Annotated in this window: 16 protein-coding genes; 15 read left to right on the plus strand and 1 reads right to left on the minus strand. The window is 55.1% G+C overall.

The window, feature by feature from the left end:
• The first annotated feature begins 27 nt into the window (after positions 1-27).
• On the plus strand, positions 28-939 hold the full coding sequence (locus MNU25_RS05815) for an NAD(P)-dependent oxidoreductase (RefSeq protein WP_240984204.1): 912 nt from the start codon (positions 28-30) through the stop codon (positions 937-939).
• A gap of 816 nt (positions 940-1,755) precedes the next feature.
• Positions 1,756-4,044 (plus strand): YcdB/YcdC domain-containing protein, encoded by a 2,289-nt coding sequence (locus MNU25_RS05820; RefSeq protein ID WP_240984205.1) that lies wholly within the window; start codon positions 1,756-1,758, stop codon positions 4,042-4,044.
• Between the two features lie 493 nt (positions 4,045-4,537).
• On the opposite strand, the gene MNU25_RS05825 is transcribed toward MNU25_RS05820, so the two are convergent.
• On the minus strand, positions 4,538-6,145 hold the full coding sequence (locus MNU25_RS05825) for a gamma-glutamyltransferase family protein (RefSeq protein ID WP_240984206.1): 1,608 nt from the start codon (positions 6,143-6,145) through the stop codon (positions 4,538-4,540).
• A 396-nt stretch (positions 6,146-6,541) separates the two neighbouring features.
• Here MNU25_RS05825 and zwf point away from each other — a divergent pair, with 396 nt between their 5' ends.
• From zwf to MNU25_RS05890, 13 genes are all read left to right on the plus strand, one after another.
• A complete protein-coding gene (zwf, locus tag MNU25_RS05830; RefSeq protein WP_240984207.1) occupies positions 6,542-8,047 on the plus strand; it encodes a glucose-6-phosphate dehydrogenase in 1,506 nt (501 codons plus the stop codon).
• A 632-nt stretch (positions 8,048-8,679) separates the two neighbouring features.
• Positions 8,680-9,333, plus strand: a complete 654-nt coding sequence (locus MNU25_RS05835; protein WP_240984208.1) for a cyclase family protein — start codon at positions 8,680-8,682, stop codon at positions 9,331-9,333.
• Positions 9,334-9,426: 93 nt separating this feature from the next.
• Positions 9,427-9,780 (plus strand): hypothetical protein, encoded by a 354-nt coding sequence (locus tag MNU25_RS05840; protein WP_240984209.1) that lies wholly within the window; start codon positions 9,427-9,429, stop codon positions 9,778-9,780.
• A gap of 640 nt (positions 9,781-10,420) precedes the next feature.
• Complete coding sequence (gene panB, locus MNU25_RS05845; RefSeq protein WP_240984210.1) at positions 10,421-11,320, plus strand: 3-methyl-2-oxobutanoate hydroxymethyltransferase; 900 nt, start codon at positions 10,421-10,423, stop codon at positions 11,318-11,320.
• A 323-nt stretch (positions 11,321-11,643) separates the two neighbouring features.
• Complete coding sequence (locus MNU25_RS05850; protein WP_240984211.1) at positions 11,644-13,356, plus strand: sigma-54 interaction domain-containing protein; 1,713 nt, start codon at positions 11,644-11,646, stop codon at positions 13,354-13,356.
• Positions 13,357-13,650: 294 nt separating this feature from the next.
• Complete coding sequence (locus tag MNU25_RS05855) at positions 13,651-15,099, plus strand: trimethylamine methyltransferase family protein (protein WP_240984212.1); 1,449 nt, start codon at positions 13,651-13,653, stop codon at positions 15,097-15,099.
• A 2-nt stretch (positions 15,100-15,101) separates the two neighbouring features.
• On the plus strand, positions 15,102-16,721 hold the full coding sequence (locus MNU25_RS05860; RefSeq protein ID WP_240984213.1) for an HAL/PAL/TAL family ammonia-lyase: 1,620 nt from the start codon (positions 15,102-15,104) through the stop codon (positions 16,719-16,721).
• A 12-nt stretch (positions 16,722-16,733) separates the two neighbouring features.
• Positions 16,734-18,164 (plus strand): trimethylamine methyltransferase family protein, encoded by a 1,431-nt coding sequence (locus tag MNU25_RS05865; RefSeq protein WP_240984214.1) that lies wholly within the window; start codon positions 16,734-16,736, stop codon positions 18,162-18,164.
• 89 nt (positions 18,165-18,253) lie between these two features.
• Positions 18,254-18,883, plus strand: a complete 630-nt coding sequence (locus MNU25_RS05870; RefSeq protein ID WP_372503579.1) for a corrinoid protein — start codon at positions 18,254-18,256, stop codon at positions 18,881-18,883.
• A gap of 75 nt (positions 18,884-18,958) precedes the next feature.
• Positions 18,959-19,441: a (2Fe-2S)-binding protein gene (locus tag MNU25_RS05875; protein WP_240984215.1), complete on the plus strand. Its 483-nt coding sequence runs from the start codon at positions 18,959-18,961 to the stop codon at positions 19,439-19,441.
• Positions 19,438-20,442, plus strand: a complete 1,005-nt coding sequence (locus MNU25_RS05880) for an FAD binding domain-containing protein (protein WP_240984216.1) — start codon at positions 19,438-19,440, stop codon at positions 20,440-20,442. Before MNU25_RS05875 ends, MNU25_RS05880 begins: the two co-directional genes overlap by 4 nt.
• A complete protein-coding gene (locus tag MNU25_RS05885; RefSeq protein WP_240984217.1) occupies positions 20,432-22,747 on the plus strand; it encodes a xanthine dehydrogenase family protein molybdopterin-binding subunit in 2,316 nt (771 codons plus the stop codon). Before MNU25_RS05880 ends, MNU25_RS05885 begins: the two co-directional genes overlap by 11 nt.
• 215 nt (positions 22,748-22,962) lie before the next feature.
• A complete protein-coding gene (locus tag MNU25_RS05890; protein ID WP_240984218.1) occupies positions 22,963-23,619 on the plus strand; it encodes an ABC transporter permease in 657 nt (218 codons plus the stop codon).
• Positions 23,620-23,710 lie beyond the last annotated feature (91 nt).

The raw sequence follows: 23,710 nt of genomic DNA on the forward strand, positions 1-23,710 counted from the left end.
AAATCCAGGATTGAGGGGGATATCGGAATGACACTTGACAAAGAGAAGACCACGATCGGTTTTATCGGCACCGGAGTCATGGGAAAGAGTATGGCCGGTCACTTGGTCAAAGCGGGGTATCGGGTTAAAGTCTTCAACCGGACGAAGGCCAGGACAGATGAACTCATCCGCTTGGGGGCCGAATGGAAAGACACCGTCGGCGAACTGGCGGCCGAGTGCGGGGTGATCATCACGATGGTCGGGTATCCGCAGGATGTGGAGGATATCTACCTGGGAGAAGGTGGGATTATCCGGGAGGCCAAACCCGGCACTTACCTAATCGATATGACGACCTCCACCCCGTCTTTGGCCCGGCGGATTTTCGCCGAGGCCAGGGCTAAGGGTCTGTTGGCGCTGGACGCACCGGTTTCCGGCGGGGACGTGGGCGCAAGGGAAGCCCGTTTGGCCATCATGGCGGGCGGAGAGGAAGCAGACTTTAAAGCTGTCCTGCCTATCCTCAATCTTATGGGTGTGAACATTGTTCTCCAGGGGCCTGCGGGTGCGGGCCAGCATACCAAGATGTGCAACCAGATAGCTATTGCATCCGGCATGATCGGGGTTTGTGAGGCCATGGCTTATGCGGTAAGAGCGGGTTTGAATCCGGAAGTCGTGCTAAAGAGCATTGCCGGCGGCGCCGCCGGAAGCTGGTCTCTGAGCAACCTCGCTCCCCGTATGATCGCCGGCGACTTTGAACCGGGCTTTTATGTGAAACACATGATTAAAGATATGGTGATTGCGCTGGATTCTGCCCGGGAAATGGGCCTGATGACCCCCGGCCTGGAACTTGCCAAGTCTCTGTATGACAAACTGGCGGCCCAGGGGGCCAACGAGCGGGGAACCCAGGTTTTGTTTAAGCTCTATCTGGAGGAGCGCCCTTTGGACTTCAGAGCCGCTCGTTGACTCCAGAACACTTGACAGTGCCGGGATAGCCGCAGGATTTTGATGTTTGCCCTGAAATAAGCGAATCTCTGCCCGGGTCGGTTTTGACTCGGGCAGAGCACTCCCTGGGATTCCGTGACTTGTAACCTTTATTAACCAATTGTTAACCAATTCGTAAAGGTTTGTCTAGGGAGTCTGGTGTATTCTGGTTCTGGGCGGGAACTCTTCCGTACTGAGGGTTGGCTCTGGCTGTCGGCTCGAGAGGAAGGAGAGAGTTTCAGGACGAACGGAAAAGAAAACTTTTGCCGGGGGTTGTTTATTTCGGGCGCCACTTTTTCTCCCCTTGAAACGTCTATATACTGTAAGGGGGAATCCGCCTTTCCGGGAAGGAGAATCCCCCAGCCCGGTGGGCGGGAATCTGACGGGTCCCGCGCGAGATTGACCGGCTTTGGGTTTTAGACTCAAAGGAGGGATGCGTAGGGAAAATTAAAAAACGGTGCTCTGACCTGGCAGCGGGGGGTTGCCCCGCTGAGGTTCCAAGTTCCCGGCGCGGTTCTCGAGGGGCGGGCAGGCAGCAAACATATCCCGGCCGGGCGTCCCGAGTCAGGAAAGCAAAGACTAAGGCGAGCGAGAGCCTAAAGAGCCGGGAGAAAAGGAAGAGGATTCGAACGATCAGGAAAAAAGCAAAGAAGATGACAACGCTCGGAAGAAGAAAGGAATTGGAACTATCCAGCAAAAGGAGCGAAGATTCAAACGATCAGGAAAGACAGAGAAGAAGCGAACGTCCAGGAAGGAAGAAGATTCACACGATCAGGAACATGAGGGAGGATGATGGCGGTGTTTTTCACTAAGGGGAGTCACGCCGCAAAGCGCTATTTGGCTTTGCCGGCGGTTTCCGTTCTCCTGTGGCAGTTGGTTTTCCCGAGTTTTGCTTTGGCGGGGGGATTGGGTTTTGTGGCCGGGGGGACGGTCCCCGCCGGGCCGGCCGCTCCAGGGAACGCGAGCCAGACTATGCCGGATCCGGCGGTTTCGTTGACCAAGGCGATCGGCATTGTCAAGGACAACTTTACGATTCCGGCTGAAGACACCCAGTTTTCGTCCGGGCTGAACATGTACAATCAAACCGAAACTTGGTCACTTAATTGGAGTTCCCCGGGTCAGCCGGGCGGACAATTCTCCGCTCAAGTGGATGCCAAGAGCGGAGAAATCCTGAACATGAACAACTGGAAGGGAACTAATCAACCGGGGCCGTCCGTGCAGATTCCTAAAATTCAGCCGGATGCCGCGCAGGCGATCGCACAAAAACTCGTGCAGCGTTTGGACGGCAGCAAAATGGCTGAACTTGGGCTGATGCCTATGGACGATCAGGTGATTCCCCTCAACACTTATGGCCAGACCAGCTATAGTGTTCGCTGGCAGCGCCTTGTCCACGGCATTCCTTTTCCGGACAACGGAGTCTGGGTAAGGGTGAATAGCTTAAACGGGGACATCCAAGGCTATTCGCTCAATTGGGCTCCCCTGAGCGGGATACCGTCGGCGACCGGAGTTATTTCGCCGAGTAAGGCTCAAGCGAGTTTTCTCAACAACCCGATGTTGACCCTCGAGTATTTTACCCCTCCCCCCTTCGGGCCCCTGGCCGCCGGGCAGAAGACTGTCGTGCAGCTTGTATACGCTTTAAACAATGCCTACCAGGGCGGAGCGATTGACGCCTTAACAGGGGAGCCGGTCAAGACGGGTTTCCCGGGTATGTATGCCGGCTGGAAGGGCGGTTTTGGCGGAATGCCGAACCAAGGATTCGGAGGCTCATTTACCGTACCCCTCACTCCGTTGGAACAAAGCGCGGTCGCCGAGAACGCCAAATTAATCAGCCAGAACGAGGCGGTCGCCGCGGTCAAACGTTGGGTCAGTGTGCCGGACTCCCTGATTCTGCGCAGTGCCAACTTAACTACGGATAATATGTCCGGCGGGAACCCGGTCTGGAACTTGAACTGGAGCGGGGGCAAAATTACGACTCCGGGCCAGGCACAGTTTATGTTTGCCCGGGTCGATGCCGTCACGGGCGAACTCCTGGGTTTTAATCTCCCTTATCCGGGACCGGGAGAGGGCAAGCCTGTTATCGACAGAACCCAGGCCCAAGCCGTGGCGGAAAGTTTCATCAAGAAAATTGAACCGGGCCATTTTGCGGAGATAAAACTTGCGGACTCCGATTTCCCCGCCGGTCCGGGCGGACCCGAGATCAATAACGGGGTGCAGATGTTCAATTATTATCGGCTTGTCAACGGTATTCCCTATCGAGCCAATGGTATTAATATCTCAGTGGACACGGTGAGTCAGAAAATCATTAACTATAATTTTAACTGGGCTAAGCTTAACTTTCCTCCGGTCACCGGTATATTGACTGCTCGGCAGGTGAGCGAGGATTTTCTCAAGGCTGAGCCGCTTAAGCTCATGTACGTCCAGGTCTTCAATCCGGGTGCCGGCGATCATCCGCCTGGGATTCACTTGGTTTATCAACCGACGCCCGCAGGCGGAACCCCGGCGAGCAATATGCTGGATGCCAAAACTGGTGAATTCTTGGGCTGGAACGGTCAGCCGGCCTCGCAGATGCCGAGAGCACATCACTTTACGGACATTGCCGACAGTTTTGCCGCAAAAGAGATCGCCCTTCTCGGACAGGCCGGGGTTTTTGGCGGGTATGGGAACCTGTTTCACCCGGATGAGTCGATCACGGCGGGTTCTTTGTTCAAGGCCATGCTGTTTTTGAAAAACGGGTACGGCGGGCCGATGCCCTACAATGCGGCGACAGACCAGGATATTATCAAGACCGCTCAACAACAGGGATGGCTCAAGCAGGATTTGCAAGCGGGGGCGACGGTCAACCGGGAAGAGTTCACCAAGTGGATGATCCGCTATTTGAAATTGGAACCGGTTGCCCAACTCCAGGGGATTTATCAAGCCCCTTATTCCGACGTGAGCAAGGACTTCACCGGCTATGCCGCTTTAGCCAAAGGAATTGGCCTGTTTAACATTACCGGCGGCACTTTTGCTCCCACTCATGTGATGACCCGGGCTGACGCTGCCTACGGTTTGGTCAGGGCACTGATGCTGGGCCAAAGCGGTTCCTAAGCGGTCGTCCCGCCGCCGCGCGGACAAGGCGGTGTTTAGCGTTACCATGCGGCCAAGTCTTGTAAGGCTTGGTCAGGTGCGGAATCGCTTCTGCGGGCGGCGTGAAGAAATTCACAACGACTTGCGAGAGGCAGGGCCATCCCTGCCTCTTTCGATCCAGCACCCAGTGCCGGTTCTGAGTGCTGGACGAGAGCCAAGCAGAGCGCAGTCAACGATAGGTTCTTAGAACCCCCTGGCTAAAGCCAGGCTTTGGCCAGGGGGAGATTCAGAGTTTCGCGGCTGAAGCGGCGAGCCTGATAACTTTGGGTATCCGATGTATCTTAAGCCCGTGACGTTGTGTCGCCACGGGCTTTTCATCCCTGATTTATCGATTTTCATGTCGATCTTTGCTTGTCGTTCTTGGACTCATCGGTTCTCATGTGTCGATTGCGGATGCGTCGTTCTCTGATTAGCGGATTCTCATACGGCGCTCCCCGGTTTGCCGATCCCGGACTTACCAGGCCGCTACTTGTCCGTCCGTGCGGGGTTCGGCGGCACCGGCCAAGACGCCGTCTTCATTCCGCCAGATGATTTGTCCGCGGCCGAAACTTCCCGACCCCAGGGGACGGACAATCCTGTGACCCCGCCGGGCCAAACTTTCGGCAGTGTGTTCGGGAACAGAGTGTTCGAGTTCGACCGTTTTGCCTTCAAGCCATTGCCAGCGCGGCGCATCCAAAGCGGCCTGGGGGTTGAGATGGAAGTCCAGGGCGTTTACCATAACCTGGAGATGGCCCTGGGGTTGCATGAATCCTCCCATTACACCAAAAGGACCGACGGCAGAGCCGCCGCGGGTGAGAAAACCGGGGATGATGGTGTGGTAGGGGCGCTTGCCGGGTGCCAGGACGTTGGCATGGTCCGGTTCCAAACTGAAGTTACAGCCGCGGTTGTGGAGGCTGATGCCTGTGCCGGGTACCACCAGGCCGGAGCCGAAGCCCATGTAATTGCTCTGAATGTAAGAGACCATGTTGCCTTCCTTGTCCGCGGTGGCCAGGTAGACAGTTCCCCCCTGAGGCAGCCGGCCGGGCTCCGGTTCCAAGGCTTCCCGACCGATGAGCTTTCTTCTTTCCTCCGCATAGGCGGGGGAAAGGAGGTCCTTGACCCGCACTCGCATACTCCCGGGTTCGGCGATAAATTTACGGCCGTCCGCGTAGGCCAGCTTCATGGCCTCAACGCACAAGTGATAACGCTCGGCGCTGTCCTTCTCCGGCAGGTCCAGGCCGTTCAGGATGTTGAGCGCCATTAAGGCTACCAGGCCGTGTCCGTTCGGGGGTATTTCCCAGACCTGATAGCCCCTGTAGTCGACCTTGATGGGTTCTGCCCATTCCGGCCGGAAGGCGGCCAAATCCTCCAGACGCAGGTATCCTCCCTGCTGTCGGGAAAAATCATCAATTTTTTCAGCCAGAGTCCCCCGGTAAAAAGTCTCGGCTTCGGTTTCGGCGATCAGCCGCAAAGTCCGGGCGTGGTCCGGCGAACGCCAGATCTCGCCGATTTTGGGCGCGCGGCCCCTGGGTGCGAAAGTCTCAAACCAAGACTTAAATTCATCCCCTTTGAGTTCCCGGCGATAGGTGTCAAAAGCTGCAGACCATTGATAGCCGAGTGTCGGCGAAATGGGGTAGCCTTCATCGGCATAAGTGACGGCCGGTTGCATGACATCTGCCAAGGGTAAGCGCCCGAAACGCCGCGAGAGCTCTGCCCAGGCGGCCGGCGCCCCGGGAACGGTTACCGGAAGCCAGCCGTGTTTGGGGATTTCGCGCCAGCCTTTGGCCGTGAGGGTTTGGGCCGACAGCTTGTGCGGGGCGGGACCGCTGGCATTTAAGCCGTAGAGTTTCCCCTTGGCCCACAGGAGAGCGAAAGCGTCGCCGCCGATCCCGTTGGAGGTCGGTTCGACGACGGTCAGGGTTGTTGCGGCAGCGACGGCCGCGTCAATGGCATTGCCGCCCCGGCGGAGAACCTCCAGGCCGGCTTGGGCGGCCAGAGGCTGTGAAGTTGCCACCATTCCGTTACGGGCATAGACTGTGGTCCGGCGCGAAGCATAGGGGTAGAACAATGGGTCGTAGTGCATGGATTTCAGTTCGCCTCCTAAATAATTCTGCCTGACTTGCGGGGGTTCCCTTTTCTCTTAGCAGGAAAAACCAAGGTCCGCGTAATCGAAAAAAGTCCTACAATCATGCGAATGATAAGCCTAAGCCTAATCACCTAATCTGGAGACATAGGGGTCTATCATGGGTTTTAGATGAATTCGGGGCAGGTTCCTGAAGAGAAAATTTCGCCGTATCCCGCGGAAACCCTCTTTTTCGTGAGAAACTTGAAGAAACTTTGCCTGCCGCCTTCCTCCGGATTAATTCAGGGGGGAATCAATCGCCCCGGGAAAGTGGTTGTGCCCCGACTAATTTTGCCTTGAAATCCGCATCCTATAAGCATGGAAACTCTGAGGAACGAAGGGTGAGGGGTGAGGCGATTGGCCGGGTTGCAGCCTGTCGAGGCGGTTTTGGTAATTTTCGGGGGCACGGGGGATTTAACGTCCCGCAAGTTGATACCGGCTCTGCACAACCTAAAAGCGAAGGATTCGCTGCCACAGCACTTTGCTGTGATCGGCGTGGGGCGGCGGCAGCTCTCAGACCAGGAGTTCAGGAAAAATCTCTATCCGGCTTTGCGCCAGGCTGTAGGAGAGAATCTGCGGGCTGACACCTGGGCGGAATTACAAGAGAGGATCTTTTACCGCCGGTTTGATTTTCAGGATGAGCGGGGATACCGGGTGTTGAGAGAATTTCTGGAGCAAACGGATGCGGCTTATCAGACGGGTGGAAACCGGATTTATTATTTGGCTGTGGCTCCGGAGTATTTTGGGGTAATTGTCGAGAAACTTTATGCCAATGGCCTCGTGCGGAATCGCAGCGGGCAGGGTTGGCAAAGGGTTGTCATTGAAAAACCTTTCGGCCGCGATCTGGCTACGGCCAGGGTTCTTAACCGCAAAATCACGGCCGTCTTTTCGGAAAAGAACACTTTTCGGATCGATCATTACCTTGGCAAAGAGATGATCCAAAATATCATGGTTTTACGCTTTGCCAATCCGCTCTTTGAGGCAGTTTGGAATAACAAATACGTTGATAATGTCCAAATTTCGGCCACGGAGACGGTGGGGGTGGAAAACAGGGCCGGATATTATGAACAAGCGGGGGCTCTGCGGGACATGCTGCAAAACCACTTGCTGCAGCTCCTCACCCTCACCGGAATGGAACCACCGGTTAGTTTAACTACGGAGGCGGTTCGGGACGAAAAAGTTAAGGTCTTGCGTTCACTTCGAGCTTTGGCGCCGGAGAGGGTGGCAGGGGATGTCGTGCGCGGACAGTACGGCCCGGGTCGGATTGAGGGCGGGCAGGTGGCCGCTTACCGTGAGGAAAAGGGGATATCTCCTTCCTCAGACACGGAAACTTTCCTCGCACTCAAAGTTGAGATCGATAATTTTCGTTGGGCCGGGGTGCCTTTCTATATTAGGACGGGTAAACGCCTGCGCGCCAAGTCTACCGATGTTATCGTCCAATTTAAGGCTCTCCCGCCAATCCTCTACGTCAAGGAACATGGGGAGCTGGAGCCTAACATTTTAATTATTCGCATTCAGCCTAAAGAAGGGGTGTATTTTCAGTTCAATGCCAAAAAACCGGGGATGGATCCGAGTATTTCCCCGGTCAAAATGGATTTTTGTCAGAACTGCGACTTTGAAAATAATTCCCCGGAGGCTTACGAAAAGTTGCTTCTGGATGTGATGCGCGGGGATCCCACCCTCTTTACCCGCTGGGATGAAGTCGAATACTCCTGGAAGTTTGTTGACCAAATAGCGCAAACCTGGGGGGAGGATCAAAGGATATCTTCACCGGTTCCTTATCCGGCCGGCACCTGGGGGCCGGCCGCGGCCGGAGAACTTCTGGCGCGGGACGGCAGGGCTTGGTGGTCACCCGGGGGATGAGAGAGGGAAGCAAGATGAGAAAGCGGGGGGAGCCGTAGCAGGCGTGGAAAATGCGCGCAGGAGTGAGAGGAGCGGAGGGGAAGCGGAGTGGGAGGCGAAGGGAGCGGCCGGAGAAGCGGGGGAATATGTTCGGAAGTGAACTCGTTCAACTAAAGTTGAACATCGAGACTTCGGTGACGAAAGTCTCCAGTGGAGAGTTTCGCCGAAGCCGCCTATCCCAAAATTACGCTTCGCGGCGAAGGCGTCATTGTCCGGTGGACAATGACGGCCGAAGGCTGAGTCTACCCCCACCGAAGCAACGGGTAACCGCTCCCACTTGCAGAAGTGGGAGTCTCACGGTTGGATGAAAGGGACGGGGAAGTGGAGAAACCGTCTGCGGAAGTGAACTCGGAAGTTAGCGGAGCGGGCGAGGAACGGGTGCAGTCTGAGCAAGGGCGAAAGCAGGAAGGATCAGGAAAAGCAAGGATCAGGAAGAAAATGGACGGGAAGAGAAAAGATCGGGAAGAGAAAAGATCTAAAGGAGCAAGGATCAGGAAAAGCAAGGATCAGGAAGAGAAAGGACCAGGAAGAGCAAGGATCGGGAGGAGAAAGGATTAAGAAGAGAAAGGACCAGGAAAAGGGGAGGGATAGCTGTGGAGATATATGACATCTCGATGACGATTGCTCCGGGTATGACCGTTTATAAAAATAAAGCAGAAAAGAGACCTCTCTTTCGGGTTAATGAGGCGTTCAGCCGGGGCGGGAAAGCATATGAGTCTTCTCTCTGCTTGGACATGCATACCGGAACTCATCTGGATGCACCACTGCACATGATTGAAGGAGGAGGGACGGTTGACAGCATCGATCTCGAGCGATTCCTGGTGAACTGCCGGGTGCTCGATTTGACGGGGGTGAATGACAAAATCTCAAGCAAAGACTGCGCGGAACACGCGATCAAGGCCGGGGATTTTCTGCTTTTCAAGACCCGGAACTCGTCGCTTAATGCCTTTGATCCGGAGTTTGTCTATTTGGACCGGGATGGGGCGGCATATTTGAAGGAAAAAGAAGTAGCCGGGGTTGGAATAGATGCTTTAGGTATCGAAAGATCCCAGCCCGGACACGAAACCCACAAAATTCTCCTCGGGGGAGGCATCATCATCCTGGAAGGTCTCAGGTTAGGAGATGTGGAGGCGGGCGAGTACATTCTTTGCGCTTTTCCCTTGAAGATTCAAGGAGTTGAAGCGGCACCTGTCCGGGCGGTTCTTCTCAAAGGCCTTGACAGGCTTCCTCCGGTCCCTCTAATATAAGGTAAACAAGGGGCGGTGAAAAATTGACCCAGTGGCGCAATTGCGGCGCCGGCCCAGTTTTCAGTGCCCTTGTCGGCGTTATAGAGGGGAGTGATGGTTATCGTCCGGTCGGAAATGTTTTCGGTGGCTATTCTCTGGTTTGGTGTAGTTTCGGCCGTGATCCTTTTCAATTTGCCTTTCGGTTATTGGCGGGCGAGCGTTCGCAAGTTTTCCCGCCCCTGGTTCTTGTCGGTACACTTGCCGGTCCCTTTCGTTATTTTCATGCGTATTTATTTTCGCTTAGGCTGGCACTGGACCACTTATCCGGTTTTGGTAGGCGCCTATTTTGCCGGGCAGTGGTGGGGAGGGCGTATCTACCGGCGCCTGGATCGATCCATGAAGGCCTCATCCTGTTTGCTCGTTGACCTTTTCACGCTCTGGTCCGGTGGACGTGAAAACGGGGCCTGATTAAGGAGAAACATTACAGAACACCCAGGAATAACCTAATAAAGAGGAGGTGTTCAATGATGTTTCTGGGCCGGACTAGATTCCAAGGGACTGCCGGGGCAGAGGCGGCTGCGGGCAATGTGACCGAGGGTGGACCTGTCGGCGCCGGAGCTGCTATGCCGCTCGGTTTGCAGAGGTTTTTAAACAAAAAGGGAATCACATCTCAGGAGGATCTCATGAATCGCATCAACACAGGGAGTCCAAGGGTTTCATGGCGCCGACCCCGTTAAGGCGGGTTTGTACAGTGCGTTAGGCGACAAGAAAGTATGAGCCGGACGGAGAAAGAGCGAGGCTTGCCTCGCTCTTTCGAAAAGTGGCAGCGGGGGGGCAAGGGTACCTCAGGCAGGAATTAGCCTATACATTTCACGATCACCATCAGGATGCGGACCGGGCAGCGCCGGACGGCGAGCGAAGTTAACCGGTACATTGTCAGGTTTCTTTTGGGGTCCCCGCGGCTATACCGGGGGGACAAGCCAAGTTAACCGGTACCTTGGCGGGTTTCTTTTTCGGTTTGCCGGAGAAGGGCCTGCCGGGGGCCGGCAGGCCCTTCTCATCTGAGAAACGGCAGCGGGGGATTGAATGGATGTGGGAGGAATTAAGTATGCCTTACGGTGAAGATGCTTTGAGGACACGGAAAGTTATGACAATTGCAGGGTTGAAAGAGAAAAAAGCTGCGGGTGAGCCCCTTACCATGCTGACCGCTTACGATTTTCCGACTGCACAAATCGAGGACGAATTGGGGATCGACATGATCCTCTGCGGGGATTCCCTGGGGATGACGGTTTACGGCTACACTGGGACGATCTCAGTGACCATGGAACAGATGCTGCTCCATGCGGAGGCCGTGAAACGCGGCGCTCCTCATAGTTTTGTCATTGGGGACATGCCTTTCCTGTCCTACCAGGTTTCGGTCGAAGAGGCAATTCTGAATGCCGGCCGGCTTATGAAAGAAGCGCGCGTGGACGGGATTAAGCTGGAAGGCGGCCGGGAAATGGCCGATCGGGTCCGGGCGATCACGAAAGCGGGTATCCCGGTCATGGGACATATCGGTTTGACTCCCCAGTCTGTCTCGGCTTTGGGGGGATTCAGGGCTCAGGGCAGGGATCTCAGCGGGGCCGTTCGTCTGATCGAAGATGCCAAGATCCTGGAGGAGGCGGGAGCCTTTGCCCTGGTGTTGGAGGCGATTCCGGAGCAGTTGGGAGAGTTGATCACCGGGCAGGTTGACATACCGACCATCGGCATAGGGGCCGGCGCGTACACCGACGGTCAAGTCCTTGTGGTCCATGATGCCTTGGGTTTCTTTGGCGGACATGTGGCGAAATTCGTTAAACAATATGCCAACCTGAACCAGGTCATGAAGGACGGTCTGCGGGCTTACATGGACGACGTGGCCGGGCGCAAGTTTCCGGCGGCTGAGCACTGCTATGGCATGAGTAATGAAGTGCTGGCGCAGATCAAGGAAAAGATGGCGGGCGAGGGGTTCAAGAAGGCCTCAGATTAGAAGAAATAGCTGCCGCGGTTCCCAGTCTCCGTTTCCTTGAGGAGCGGCGATGTTCAGCTTTAGCTGAACGAGTTCACTTCCTGCGCCGCTTGCTTGGCCCGGAAGAAGAAGTTTTTGACCGTGCTCAAGAGGCTTTTTCAGCGGCTTGCCGTTAAGGACACAGGCCTTAAGGAAAAGCTTCTCCAGATGTGTCAGGCTCTGCAAGCGGAAGGACGGCTGCTTGCGGGAACGGTGCGAGAAGAAGTGCTGAAGCGGCTTCGCTAAGTATCTCAGGTACTGTGAATGAGGCGGAAAGAAGCAGGACGGTTAAGAGGTGGGCGAGTATGAAGTATCGGCGCAGTGTAAGTTTATGCGTTGGGAAAAGACCTGCGGTTCTAAACTTTGACCGGTTTTTGCGTTTGCAGTCCAGTTCCATAAACGCGAATCAGTATGTCGAGTTTTCAGAAACGCGTCCGGAGGTTTTGGGCATACCCGCTGCAGCGCTGCCTTCTTACCGGGAACCTGCGACGGTAAGCTGGCGGGGCCGGTGGTATACATTACAGACGAAACGCCTGCCCGAAGAAACGGGAGGGTACCGGGTACTTATCTGCCCCAAGACTCGGGAAGAAGAATTGCGGCGAAAAGTTGCCATCTATGAAAAGATCCTAAATACGATTCATGAGGGTGTCCTGGTCACGGATCCCGGCGGACGTGTTATTTTTTATAATCAGGAATTGGCTGTGCTCGAAGGCATTGATCCCAGGGAAGCGATAGGAAAACACGTTACGGAGCTTTACCGCCAATCTCCCGGAGACAGTGAACATCTGCAGGTTTCTCAAACCTCTCGGCCGATACCGGAAAGTTTTCAAAAATATTTTACGCAAAACGGTGTGGAAGTCCATTCCGTGGCCAGTACCGTCCCGATTATCGAGAATGGTGAATTATTGGCAGTTTATTCGGTTTGCCGGGAAACCACCCACATGAAAGAGATGTTGATACGTACGATGCAGCTTCAAGGCATGGACAGCGAGGCGGAGGAAAACCCGAAGACGGATGGCCGCAAAGTCCCCAAAAGCGCAACTTACAATTTCGCTCATATTGTGGGCAAGAGCAAGCCCATGCAGGAAGTCGTCCGAGCAGCGCAGCGGGCCATGCTGACTTCGGCGAACATTTTAATTTACGGAGAGACCGGCACCGGAAAGGAGCTTCTGGTGCAAAGTATTCATAACGGAAGCCCATGGCGGGCACAGCCTTTTGTGGCAATTAACTGTGCGGCCATACCGGAGAACCTCCTGGAGACCATGCTGTTTGGAGCGGTCAAAGGGGCGTATACCGGCGCTGTTCCAACGGTCGGTTTATGTGAATATGCGGCCGACGGCACGCTCTATCTGGATGAGATCAGTTCTATGAGTATCGGTTTACAGGCGAAACTTTTGCGGGCCGTTCAGGAGCGGAGTTTTCGGAAGGTGGGAAGTGTGACGGAAAGCCCCTTGCGCTGCCGGATTATTAGTTCGATTAACGTGGACCCTTTGACATGTCTGCAAAAACATTTGCTCCGTGAAGATTTATTTTACCGGCTTTCTGTAATTTCGCTCTATTTGCCGCCCTTGCGTGAACGCACCGGAGATATTCCGCTGCTCATCGAATATTTTATTAAAAAACATTCTCCGCGCAATGACCTGAAGAAGATGGATCCCGATTTGGCACGTTTATTGCTGCATTATCGCTGGTCTGGTAACATCCGCGAGTTGGAAAATACCGTTGAAAGTATGATCTATTTGACGGGAGAAGAGAAGTGGCTGACCTATGAGCATTTACCTGCTTATCTAAAAGCTCAGGTGGGAAAAACCACACCCTTGCCCGCTGCGTCGGAAGGCGGTTCAGGACCGCGGCTAAATTCATCCCTTCTCAGTGCGGAGAACAATATTATCGTGGAGGCCCTTAAGAAGCATCGGGGCAACATAAACCGGGCCGCTAAAGAGTTGGGCATCCTCCGGCAAAGCCTCCAATACCGTGTGAAAAAGCTGGGGATTGAGGTGGAGCAATTCCGGAAGTGAGGAAGGTACAAGAGGTACAACAAGAGAGAGCAAAAACCAGTGCAAACTAATGTTGCACTGGTTTTCTTTTTGCAGCCAATTTTGCACCTGATTTTGTCCCGGACATTCCCCCTCAAGCGATGGAAAGATTATCTTCAAGGACAAGGGGCCGGAAAACCTTGTTTGCCGACATAGCAGCCAGGCCGAGACCCCTTGTTTTTTCTAGACTATTTATGGCACGGTTTTTGCAATTATCTCTATTTTGAAGGAACAAGTTTTGCATTAAAATTATTTTGTAACTAGGAGGATACAGGCGTGAAAGTCAATATGGCGAGCCAAACAACGGTGGGCTTGAATTTGTTGTCGGAAGACCAAATAGAAGAAATTCATTCCGCGACATTACAAGTCCTGCAAACGGTCGGAGTAGATGTCTACGAAGAGGAAGCTCTGGTGTTATTGAAGGGCTCCGGCGCCGACGTCGAAGGCAACAGGGTAAGGATTCCGGTTTGGATGGTGCAGGAGGCGTTGGCGAGCGCGCCAAAATCAGTGACGTTGTATAATCGTCAAGGGGAAGCGGCTTGCGTTCTGGAAAAGGGCAGAATTTATTATGGGAGCGGTTCGGATACGCCGTACACGATCGATTTGGAGACTGGCAAGAGACGTTTGGCGACCAATGAAGATGTGGGAAATGCCGCAAAGCTTGCTGATGCTTTGGAGCACATCAATTTCATTATGTCGTTAGGCCTGGCTTCGGACACTCCTAAAGAGTCTTCCGACGTCTATCAGTATCTGGCAATGGTTACGAATACAACTAAGCCCATTGTCTTCACGGCGCATGATAAGCAAGGACTATTGGACATCCACGAGATATCCGCCTTGGTGGCCGGGGGTGAACGGGAATTGCGCAGGAAGCCCTTTCTGGCCTTATACGCGGAGCCGTCTTCCCCTCTGATGCATTCCAAGGAAGCGGTGGAAAAACTGTTGGCCTGCGCGGAAAAGGAAATTCCCGTCATTTATGTCCCGGCAACGATGCGTGGGGCAACGGGCCCGGTAACTCCGGCCGGTTCTTTGGTCGTGGCCAATGCGGAGCAGTTGTCCGGGCTGGTGGTTCATCAGTTGAAGCGAAGAGGAGCGCCTTTCATCTACGGCGGCGGCACCCCGCCCATGGATTTGAGAACTTTCATCTGTTCCTACGGCTCGCCGGAACGAGACCTGGGCTGCACGGCCCTGGTCAAGATCGGCCAGCACTACAACCTGCCCACATTTACGACCGCTGGCTGCAGCGATGCGCATGTGTTTGACCAACAGGCCGGGATGGAAGCCGGGTTCAACCTTTTGATTGCCGGACTGGCCGGGGGTAATCTGATTCATGATGCGGGCTATATCGGGATTGGTCTCATTTCCTCAATGGAGATGCTTGTCCTATGTGATGAGACGGTTAATAATGTGAAATATTACCTAAACGGCATTGAAGTCAATACCGAAACGCTGGCGGTCGATGTCATTAAAGCGGTGGGCCCGGGCGGCAATTTTATCGGAGAAGAGCATACCCTGAAGCATTTCCGCCAGAACCGCATCAATACCCATGTGCTGAACAGGGAAAACCTGGACAACTGGGAGCTGGGAGGCGCCAGGACCTTCGGTGAATTGGCGAACGAACGGGCGAAAGAACTGTTGGCGGAACATGAGGTGCCGTCCTTGCCTGCTGAGGTGCTCGATAGAATCGAAGAGATCGTCCGCAGGAAAAGGGGATTGGAGGAGTAAAGATGACAGACGGAAGCCAGCGGGAGCGACTTATTCTAAATGGGAAGGACCTGACTTTAAAGGATATTGTCCGCGCAGCCCGGGGTATCGAAACGGAACCCGGCCGTTTCCCGGAAGTGCGCCTGTCGTCGGAAGCCGCAGCCAGACTGCGGGAAGTGCGTCAGTACATCGAGGAAAACTGGTTAAGGCCGGACGCTCCGACAATCTACGGGTTTAACTCCGGGGTCGGCAAGCTGAAAGACACCCACATTCCTCCGGAAGTGAATGATGCTTTTCAGAAACTGATGATCGAATCCCACTGTTCCGGCATCGGGGAGGCCGCGCCGGAAGAAGTGGTGAGGGCGACGATGCTTATACGGGCCAATGCCCTGGCTAAAGGGGTTTCCGGCGTGCGCATCCAAGTCGTGGAGAGACTCGTTGAAATGCTGAATCGCGGCGTACACCCGGTGATTCCCCTTTTGGGTTCTGTGGGGGCGAGCGGGGACTTGGCGCCGATGGCGCACCTGGTTTCGGCGCTGGTGGGACATCCGGAGGCTGAAGTTTTCTACAGGGGTGAACGGCTTTCAGCTCAAGAAGGACTGCAGCGCGCCGGAATGGAGGCTACTTTCACCATGAAGGCCAAGGATGTTCTGGGAATGATCAATGGTTGTACGTTTACCCTGGGCATGGCTGTTTTAGCGGCCTACGATGCCCGTCGGATCACCGCCTTGGCGGATATCGCCTGTGCCTTGAGCATGGAGGCTATGCGCGGGGAGATGGGTGCTTTTGATCCAAGGATTCAGGAAGCGCGTAATCATCCGGGGCAGATGGAAACCGCCGCCAATATCCGTCGTCTGCTTGCGGGAAGCCAGTGGACAACGGACACGGCCAGGAAGATAAAACTGAAGGACGAAGTCCGGGACGGGGCGTGGCAGCCGCGGGTGCAGGACGCGTATGCTTTGCGCTGCGTGCCCCAGGTGCACGGCGCTGTCCTCGATGTACTCGCTTTCGTCGAGCAAATTTTGGTGCGGGAGGCGAATGCCGCAACGGACAACCCCCTCATGTTTATGGAGGAGGATGGGGAGTACACCGGGCTCAGCGGCGGAAATTTTCACGGAGAATACCTCGCTTTTGCGATGGATTTCCTGACGGTCGCCGTGCATGAGCTCGGAGATATTTCCGAGCGCCGGAGTGCCCGGCTGCTGGACCCGACCATGAGTTACGGGCTTCCGCGCAACTTGGTCGGGACGACGGTGGGGCTGAATACAGGTTTCACTTTGGCCCAGTGTAGTGCCGCTGCGTTGGTAAGTGAGAACAAAACACTGTGTTTCCCGGCCAGCGCGGATTCCATCCCAACAAAAAGCAACCAGGAAGACCATGTCAGCATGTCGACATGGGCGGCCCGAAAAGCGCAAATGGTCATTAAGAATTTGTTTAAGATTCTCGGTATTGAAATTCTCTGCGCCGCTCAGGGAATCTCATGTATTGAAGAGCAGCTTGCGGGCTTGCATTTGGCCCCGGCAACCCAAAAGGTATATGACCGTCTGCGTCAGGACGTGCCGGCTACAGGCGACGATCGCTATATGAATAAGCAAATGCGCTTGGCGATTGCCCTGGCGGAAAATGATGCTTTTTTGCAGTAAAGGAGTGAGAGTATGAATTCTTGGCTGGAAGTGCTCAAGCCGGAGGAGATTGAAGAAATACACGCCGCGTCTCTGGAAGTTCTGGAAGACGTGGGCGTGGAGTTTCAGCTGGAAGAGGCGCGCGCCGCTTTCCAAGCCCATGGCGCCAGAGTGGCAGGCAGCCGGGTCTATATTCCGCGTCTGCTGATCGAGCAGGCCTTAACAGCGGCTCCGGAGCGCTTTCTCCTAGAAGCCAGGAATCCTGCCCGGTCAGTGTGGATAGGGGGTGGGGAAACCGTCTTTGCTCCACCAGCCGGATGCGTCTATGTGCAAGCCACCGGGACGGCACGGCGAAGCGCGGTACCGGCAGATTATATCGATCTTGTGCGTCTCGTGCACCAAAGTACGCATTATGGAACCAACGGCGGCGGGATCGTCATTCCCGAAGGTGATTTCGGTTCCGATGAGGAAAAATTCGCCTGGCTCCTGCTGGCTGGGCATTGGTATTCAGACAAGCCTCAGATGGGCTTGAACTTAGGTGCGAAGGTTTCCCGGCTGGCGCTGGATTTCAGCAGAATGGCTTTTGGCGGCCGGCCTGGATGCCGCATTTTAGGGACGATTAATCCAGATTCGCCGCTCATGTTTTCGCCAGAGATGCTGGCAAGCCTGCTCATTTACGCGCGGGAAGGGCAGGGCCTAATCGTCGCGCCCTGCAGCATGGCGATAGCCACCAGCCCGGCTACGCTGGCCGGAACCTTAGTCGTAAACAATGCGGAGATTTTGGCGGGCTTGACCTTGGCCCAGCTAGTCCGTCCGGGAACACCTGTGGTTTATGGCAATACCTCGACGATTGCCGATATGAAAACAATGGCGATTGCCCTGGGGGCCCCGGAGCTGTCCCTGCTGGTTTTAGGCACGGCACAAATGGCCCGGCGCTACCGTCTTCCTTCGCGGGCCGGCGGCTCCCTCACAGATGCCAAGGAGCCGGATATGCAAGCCGGGCTGGAGTCCATGCTTTCCCTGCTGTCCACGGTCGCGGGCGGCGTGAGCATTGTCATGCATGCCGGAGGAATCTTGGATTCTTTTCTGACCTTGTCTTATGAAAAGCTGATTATTGACGAAGATACAGGGGGTATGGCCAAACGCTTTCAGCGGGGGATCGAGGTCAACCGGGAGACCTTGGCGCTGGAAGCGATTGCCGATCGGGGCGCCGGCGGCAATTTCCTGGATCATGAGCACACCCTGAAGCATTTTCGGAACGAGATCTGGCGCCCGCAGCTGAGCGACAGGGAGGTTTATCAGGAAGGGCGCGATTATCAAGCCTACACTTTGGCCAAAGCCACCCAGGCCTGGCAGAAAAGGCTGGAGGGCTACTCCCGGCCGGTTCTGCCGGAGGAAGTTGAACGGGAAATGCTGGATTTCTATCATCAAAGATTTGGCTCCGAGCCGGTTTTGGATGTTTGAGGAAAGGTTTTCGGCAGCAGATACTTTACAGGCAGGAAATTGCTGTTTCGGGTTTATTGATGCCTGAAATGTGAGAGGAGTAATAGGCAATGGACTTTAAAGGAATGAACGAGCATGTCCTGAAGGGAAATGTGGAAGAAGTAACCCGGGGAACCCAAGAGATGCTGGAGAGCGGAGCGGAACCCCTCCGAATTATCAGTGAAGGTTTAATTCCGGGAATGAATGTGGTTGGAGGTTTGTTCAAAAAAGGAGAAATGTTTGTCCCGGAAGTGATGCGTTCGGCCAAAGCCATGAGCGCCGGCATTGCCTTGGTTAGACCGCTGATCGCCGACTCGGACATTCCTACACGCGGCACTGTCTTAATGGGGACCGTGAGAGGAGATCTGCACGATATTGGCAAGAACCTTGTCAGCATGATGTTGGAGAGCCAAGGTTTCACCGTCATTGATCTGGGAGTCAACATTACTCCGGAACAGTTTGTGGCCGCGGCTGAAAAGCATCGACCTCAAATCATCGGGATGTCAGCCTTGCTCACGACCACCATGCTGGCCATGAGGGAGACGATCAAGGCTTTGCAAGAGGTAAATTTAACGGACGGGATTAAAGTGATGATCGGGGGTGCTCCGGTTACCGCGGCTTTTGCCAAGGAAATCGGTGCCGACGGATATGCTCCGGATGCCGGGAGCGCCGTCGAATTGTGCGAACAGTTTGTGGCCTGAGCGCAGCGTCTGCCCGCATGCGGAATGCTGACTGCGGAGATCCTGAACGTTTGATCGGAAAGAAGGATGAAAGGGATGGAATTGCGGTTTACAGTGAACGGGCAGAAGCAGGTCCTGGAGGTTGAACCGCAAGCCCGGCTGCTTGACGTTCTACGGGAGCAACTTGGTTTGACGGGAGCAAAAGAAGGGTGCGGCGAAGGAGAGTGCGGGGCCTGTACCGTGCTGGTGGATAATCTTGCGGTTAACTCCTGCCTGGTTCTCGCACATCAGGCCCGGGGCAGGTCAGTGACAACCGTGGAAGGCCTCGCTCCTTCCGGCAAATTGGACGCTCTGCAACAGGCATTTATCCAGAAGGGTGCGATTCAATGCGGATACTGCACGCCGGGCATGCTAATGTCCGCCAAGGCGCTGCTCCTGCGAAAGCCGAAGCCAACTGAAGAGGAGATACGGATGGCCCTGGCCGGTAACTTGTGCCGCTGTACCGGTTATGTCAATATACTCAGGGCTGTTCAAGATGCCGCCGGTACCGCCGAATCCGGGGAGGTGCGGAAAGCATGATGCACAAATTCCGGATGGCATGCCCGGACAGTGTTGCAGAAACCTTGGAGCTTCTGGCCGGAATGGAGGGGGAAATCGCCTATCTGGGCGGAGGGACGGATTTGGTCCCGCAGATGCAGGATGGCCGCAGACAGCCCGACTGGGTGGTTGACCTGTCACAAATCCCGGAACTCGCTTGTATCCGTTTTGACGGTGAGCGGATCCGGCTGGGCAGCACCGCGACCTTTACCCAAATTGCCGGCAGTGCCCTGATTGAAGAACAGGGCCGCTGCCTGGCGCAAGCCGCCGGACAGGTAGGGTCGGTTCAGATCCGAAACCGGGCAACGCTGGGAGGCAACATCGCTTCGGCTTCTCCGGCGGGCGACAGTTTGCCGGTCTTGTTGGCGCTGGATGCCAAGCTTACGGTTCTGGGGCCTGCGGGGGAGCGGAGAATTTCTTTCGAGCGTTTTCAGATCGAACCGGGAGAGGGATTAAGGCGCGGAGAATTAATTGCCGGGATCGATTTTGCGGCGGGGAGCAGAGGACATACCGGGGACGGGAGGCATGTCCCTGCCGACAAGTCGGATTTCAGCGCCGGCGGTAGGCATCCAATACGGGTAAGTGCCTTTGGAAAAATAGGATCGCGGCAGAGCGTGACGATCGCTAAGCTGAATATGGCAGCTTTTCTGGAGATGGAGCCGGGAGAGGGCATTGTGGTGAAGTCGAGGCTGGCCTTAGGGGCGCTGGGCCGGCATCCTTTCCGGTTGAGGAACGTTGAAGAGGAAATGCGCGGACGCCGGCTGGACGATTCTTTGATTGTGGATGTGACGAAGCGTTTGCAGGAAGTGGTGGATGGGGCCATTCCCGGAAGGTATTCCCAGACTTATAAACGGCAGGCGATCCGGGGGTTGGCCGCAGACGTGTTTGGCGATTTACAGCAGCAAGTGTCTGTCGAGAAAGCATCTTCGTCAAACGGCCCGGATCAGGGAGGGGGGAAGGAGGAACAGGAAATTGGCTGTTAGAGGCAACTTAGAAGATTCAGAGAACAGGCACGAGACAGCGGGGCCTGAGAAGCTCAAACAGGTAGGACGCAGTTATCCGCTTCATGATGCGGAGGCCAAAGCCACAGGACGTATCCGCTACACAGGGGATATGAGCCTGCAGGGCATGCTTTGCGCCAGGATCCTTTTTAGTCCTCTTCCCCATGCGCGTATCAGGAGAATTGATGCCGCAGGGGCACTGGCGCTTCCCGGCGTTTACGGTGTGTTTACGCATGAGAATACGCCTGATGTCCTGTACAACAGCCAGGTGTGGTATGCCGGACAAGAAGCGCTGAAGGATGAACGGCTGTTCCCGGATACCGTGCGTTATATCGGGGACCGGGTCGCCGCTGTTGTGGCCGCGAATGAACAGACGGCCGCCAAGGCTTTAGGCCTGATAAAAGTCGACTACGAGGAACTTCCCGCGGTTTTTGAAGCGGAGCAAGCTTTGCGGACGGATGTGCCGGTGCCGGCTCTCGCTCCGTGGGCATCCCCCTTCTTCAGCAAGGAAATTTCTGTCGGCCATGTGGATGAATGCTTTGAGGCGCCTGATGCTGTCGTTATCGAAGACCGGGTGGAGACTCCGAAGATACACCATGCCGCATTGGAACCTCATGTCTGTGTGGCTTATCCCGATCATAACGGTAAAATCACGGTGCTCACACCCTGCCAGATCCTCTATTCCGTCCGTCTGGTTGTTGCAACGGTTTTGGGGCTGCCGTTCAATAAGGTCCGGGTGCTCAAGACGCCGATGGGCGGCTCGTTTGGCGGGAAGCAAGAAGTGACATTGGAACCGCTGGCCGCTTTTTTTGCCCTGGCAACCGGCAGGCCGGTGAAGATTCAGCTGACTCGGCATGAGAGCATTATTTCCACACGCACCCGCACAAAGACCATCGGGTACGTGCGAACAGCCTGGGATAAGGCAGGCAATCTGTTGGCCCGCGATCTAAAAACCGTGATCGACACCGGTGCCTATACCTCGAACGGAGCGATTATCGGGATGGCCATGGGCAAGAAAGCCTTTCGTTTATACCGGATTCCCAATCAACGCTACCGGACAGAATCGGTCCATACCAACACTCCCGTCGCCGGCGCGGCCAGAGGTTATGGTTCACCGCAGATCCATGCGATCACAGAGATCAACATCGATCATGCGGCAAGGAGGCTGGGAATAGATCCGGTTAAACTGCGCCTGCGCAATCTCGTGCGCCCGGGGGATTTGGATGCCGGCGGCGGGCCGCCGTTGGGTCAGGCCCAAATCATCGCATGTGTCGCGGAAGGCGCTAAAGCGTTTGGCTGGGCCCAAAGGCGCGATGCTCCCCACGGGACGGGCCGCTTCCGGCGAGGCGCAGGCATGGCCTGTGCCACCCATTCCAACGGGTATTTTGGGGGATTTCAGGATTTTACGACCATGACTTTGCGCATGCTGGAAGACGGCAGTATGATTTTGAATTCCGGGATTCAGGATTTGGGCTGCGGGACGGTTACCAGCATGAAGCAGATCATTGCCGAAGTTATGGCGATTTCTCCCGATAGAATCGAAGCGCCCGAGGGAGATACGGAGACGAGCCCCTATGATGTGGGTTCGCAGGCCAGCCGGGTTACGCATGTAGCCGGAGCCTGTGCTTTGCATACAGCCGGGAAGCTGAAAGAAAAACTGTGCCGGGAAGCTGCCAAACTGTTGGAGTGCGCTCCGGATGAAGTGATTTTACAGTCGGAAAGAATACGATCCGCGGCCCATCCTGAGAAAGACTGTTCCTATGGCGAAATGGTCAGTCTCATTCAGGAAAAAAACCGGACGGAGATCATTATTACGGAGACATTTCAAGCACAGGACAACCCGGGTTCCTACGGAGCTGATTTTGTGGAAGTCGAAGTGGATACGTGGACAGGTCTTGTCCGGGTGGTGGAAGTGCTGGCAGTGCATGACGTCGGCAGGGCTATCAATCCCGGTTTTGTCCGGGGGCAGATTTACGGAGGAGTGCAAATGGGCATCGGCTACGCCCTGACGGAAGACATCGCTGTTGATCCGGTCAGCGGCCGGGCGAAGGGCGATCGCTTCAGCCGTTATCACCTAGTTAACATGCCGGATATGCCTCCCGTACGGGTGATCCTGATCGAAAAAGGCGGGGATCTGGGACCGTTCGGAGCTAAAAGCATCGGGGAAATCGCCACTTGCCCGACCGCTCCGGCCGTAGTCAATGCGGTTAACCAAGCTCTGGGGACCAACTTGGAGACTTTGCCCCTGACGCCGGAAAGGATATTACGGGCGCTTGCTTGTCAATAAGTTTTTAACATGCAATAATATCTGGCAGAGAAATGCTTTTTTTGCACCCGTCTCAAGCTAAGCGTAAACCCGGTCTTATGGTTATGGGCGCAAAATGATTTTGCATCTCTACCGGGCTTAACTCGAGAAGGTCAGCGTACACAGCGTTTTCAATATTATCTGAGAGTTGGTACGACTTTTGCAATGATTTTATCCCCGAAAAGGAGTGTGAGGAGATGACTTGGGCTGATCTGTTCAATTTTGTAACCGGAAATGCCAGCACAATTCGTAGGTATTCGGAAACTCATTTTATTCTGGTGCTGGAAACCGTCATAGTCTCACTGATCCTGTGGGTGCCCTTAGGCCTGCTTCTCAGCAAAAGCGACAAGTGGGCCGGACGGGTTATGGCCCTGGCCAATCTGATCTTTTGCATTCCCAGCCTTTCCCTGTTTGCCATCTTTGTGACGATTCCCGGTCTGGGACTGGGGCGGAGGTCTTCCCTCCTGGCCTTGGTTCTCTATGCTATGATGCCTCTCCTGCGCAATGTTTATGATGGGGTAAAAAATGTGGATCGTAGCGTGATCGAGGCCGCTAAAGGCATGGGCATGAGTGAGGCGGGAATTATACGGGAAATTCGTTTCCCGCTGGGCCTGCCCGTCATCTTTGCCGGTTTTCGGATCACGGTTGTTATGACAACAGGGATGGCGACAATTGCCTCTTTTATCGGGGAACAGAATTTGGGCCGCTTTATAACCAACGGCATGGTCCGTAACAATACGGAAATGCTGGTGACCGGCGCCGTCTTAATCTCTGTGATTGCCGTTGTGCTGGACACGATCCTTGGCTTGCTGGAAAAGGGGCTGATCCCCCGGGGATTAAGGCTGCGCCGTTAATACTGACTTAGCCTGAAGGTATCTGCCCGCAGACGGAGAAAATTCCGGAATGAGCGGTAAGACTGCTAAGTCCGCTATGACCCGGAAATCA

Origin of the sequence: Acididesulfobacillus acetoxydans (genome assembly GCF_902729405.1) — a bacterium.
Classification (GTDB): domain Bacteria; phylum Bacillota; class Desulfitobacteriia; order Desulfitobacteriales; family Desulfitobacteriaceae; genus Acididesulfobacillus; species Acididesulfobacillus acetoxydans.